General features: G+C 69.7%; 3 protein-coding genes. 1 reads left to right on the top strand and 2 read right to left on the bottom strand.

Annotated elements, in window-relative coordinates; all coding sequences use genetic code 11:
• Both VFM98_RS24885 and VFM98_RS24880 read right to left on the bottom strand, forming a co-directional pair.
• The coding region (locus tag VFM98_RS24885; protein WP_325112574.1) for an alcohol dehydrogenase catalytic domain-containing protein at positions 1-732 on the bottom strand (732 nt) is incomplete at its 3' end.
• Entirely contained in the window at positions 729-2,198 is a 1,470-nt protein-coding gene (locus tag VFM98_RS24880; protein WP_325112573.1) for an amidohydrolase family protein, read from the bottom strand. The genes VFM98_RS24880 and VFM98_RS24885, both read right to left, overlap by 4 nt.
• Before the next feature lie 156 nt (positions 2,199-2,354).
• Between VFM98_RS24880 and VFM98_RS24875 the strand changes: the two genes are divergently transcribed.
• On the top strand, positions 2,355-2,591 hold a 237-nt coding region (locus VFM98_RS24875), incomplete at its 3' end, for a hypothetical protein (RefSeq protein ID WP_414709083.1).

Genomic DNA, 2,591 nt, shown 5'->3' with positions numbered 1-2,591 from the left:
ACCCACGTGCTCCATGACCACGTCGACCCCTTTGCCGCCGGTAAGCTCGCGCACCCGCTCGGCGAAATTCTCCTTGCTGTAATTGATCAGGTACTGCGCGCCCAGCGCCCGGGCGCGCTCGAGCTTCGCGTCGCTGCTCGCGGTGGCGAAGATGGTGGCGCCGGCGAGCCGCGCCACCTGGACGGCGGCGCTGCCGATGCCGGAGCCCGCCGCCTGGATCAGCACGCTCTGGCCCGCCTGCAGGCCGCCGCGGTTGATCAGCACGTGCCAGGCGGTGCCGAAGGCGATCTGGCTGGCGGCGGCGTCCTCGAAGCCGACCTGCGGCGGCAGGGCGTTCAGGTTGGCGATCGGCACGGTTGCGTACTGGGCGTAGCCGCCCGGCAGGTCCATGCCGAAAAAGCCTTCGCGGACGCACAGGTTGTCGCGCCCGCTCAGGCAGTATTCGCAGGCGCCGCAGGGCACGCGGCAGGTGACCCAGACGCGGTCGCCCTCCTTGAGCGCGCCTGCCTTGCCGCCGAGGGCGGCGATTTCGCCGGCGAACTCGCGCCCGAGGACGTGCGGAAACCGCACCGGCAGGCGCGAGACGCCGGAGCGCACGTCGAGATCCACGTGGTTGATGCCGGTCGCCCGGATGCGGACCACCGCTTCGCCGGGTCCCGGCGCGGGTTGCGGGGCGTCCTCGCAGACGAGCACCTCGGGACCGCCGAACTGGTGGAAGCAGGCGACCTTCATGGTGCCGCTTCTCCCTTGCGATGCGCGCGGACCGCATCGGGGATGCGCCGCTTCAGGTACTGCCCGTCCTTCAGGTCGCCGTGGAAACGGCCTTCGGCGACCATGACCTTGCCGCGCAGCACCGTCAGCACCGGCCAGCCGCCCACTTCCTTGCCTTCCCAGGGCGTGTAGTCGCTCTCGTGCAGATCCTCGGCGCGCACCGTGCGGCGCCGGCTGGTGTCGAGGACGGTCAGATCGGCGTCGCTGCCCACCGCGATGGCGCCCTTGCGCGGGTAGAGGCCGAGGAGGCGCGCGGCGTTGCCGGACACGACGTCGGCGAACTTCTCCAGGGAATAGCCGCGCTTCTCGACCGTCTCGGTGTACATCACCGCCAGGCGGGGCTCGACGCCCGAATTGCCGCCGGTGGTGTCGTCGATGCGCCGGCCGCGCACCTTGACCGCCAGGTTGCAGCAGACCTCGTCGGTGGCGACGCAATGCAGCTCGCCGCGGGCCAGGCCGTCCCACAGCGCCTGCTGGTCGCGCCGCGACTTGAGCGACGGATAGGTGTGGTAGACCTGCCCGTTCGGCTTGCGGTAGTCCTCGCTCGTGTACAGCAGGTACTGGTGCAGCGTCTCCCCGTAGATCGGGAAGCCGCGCGCGCGGCTTTCGGCGATCGCCTGCACGCCGGCGGCCGCGCTGACGTGCATCATGTAGAGCGCCATGCCTTCGACGTTCTCGGCCAGGCGGATCACGCGGCGGAAGGACAGGTCCTCCGAGAGCGTGTTGTGCACCTCGGCCATGTGCTCGAAGCCGGTGCGGTCCTCCGCGAACAGCTTGTCGTACATGTGCATGACGATGTCGTTGTCCTCGGCGTGGACCACCGCCAGCCCGCCCGCGCGCGACAGCACCTTGAAGATCTCCCACAGGTCGCCGAAGCGCACCATGCGGCCGCGCCGGCTCGGCGTGATGTCGGTGGTGAAGACCTTCACCGTGGGGTAGCCGGCCTGCACCGCCTCGGCCAGCTCGCCGACGGTGGCAGGCGGCACTCGCCCGCGCAGCATGACGTGGTAGGCGTAGTCGCAATAGCAGCGGCCGGCGAAGTCCTTGTCGCGCGCCTCGATCGCCTCGCGCAGGCCCTGGCTCGAGGACTCGTCGCCTTCGCGGTCGGGCTTGCAGGCGGCGAAGTCGATCAGCGTGGTGGTGCCGCCCCACAGCGCGGCGCGGCTGACCTGCTCGGGCGGCCCGCTCAGGCCCGCGGGCTCGCCGGGGCGCATGGGCGGCATGTACCAGGAGCAGTGCACGTGGGGATCGATGCCGCCGGGCAGGACGATGCCCGGCCCGGCGTCGATGGTGCGCGCCGCCTCGGCCGGCGCGAAGCTGCCGCGCGCGCCGAGCGCCGCGATCACCCCGTTCTTGACGGCGATCTCCCATGGTCCGACGCCATGCGGCGTGACCACGCGGTCGCCCCGGATCAGAAGGTCGTACATCCCTCGGCCACCTCGGCCGCTTGACATTTGCAATGGGCAGCGGAAGTATGGCAGCGGAAGATAGATGTTGCATTCGGTATCGGTGCCGTCGATATCGGTTATGGCCGCCGTCGATAGCGGCGTTCGAGCTTGAGAATCCTAAGAGGAGGGGAAGACATGAAGCGCCGAGTTTCGTTTTCGCTTTGCGCGGGCGCTGCCGCGCTAAGCCTGGCCGCGGGCAGCGCCTTCGCGCAGGCGAAGTACCAGCTGCGCTGGGGCCACTATCTCGCCGACAGCCCGTTCGTGCAGCTCGAGAAGGACTTCGCCGCCCAGATCGAGAAGCGCACCAACGGCCGGGTGAAGATCACCATTACCTTCGCCCAGGGCCTGGGCAAGACGACCGAGCTTTTGACG

This window comes from Ramlibacter sp. (assembly GCF_035706265.1).
In the GTDB taxonomy this organism is placed as follows: Bacteria; Pseudomonadota; Gammaproteobacteria; order Burkholderiales; family Burkholderiaceae_C; genus Ramlibacter.
This window is presented reverse-complemented; position numbering and strand designations above follow the sequence as displayed.

Coding starts and splice junctions, on each gene's coding strand:
- VFM98_RS24880 (WP_325112573.1), bottom strand. CDS start 2,198: ATGTACGACCTTCTGATCCGGGGCGACCGCGTGGTCACGCCGCATGGC.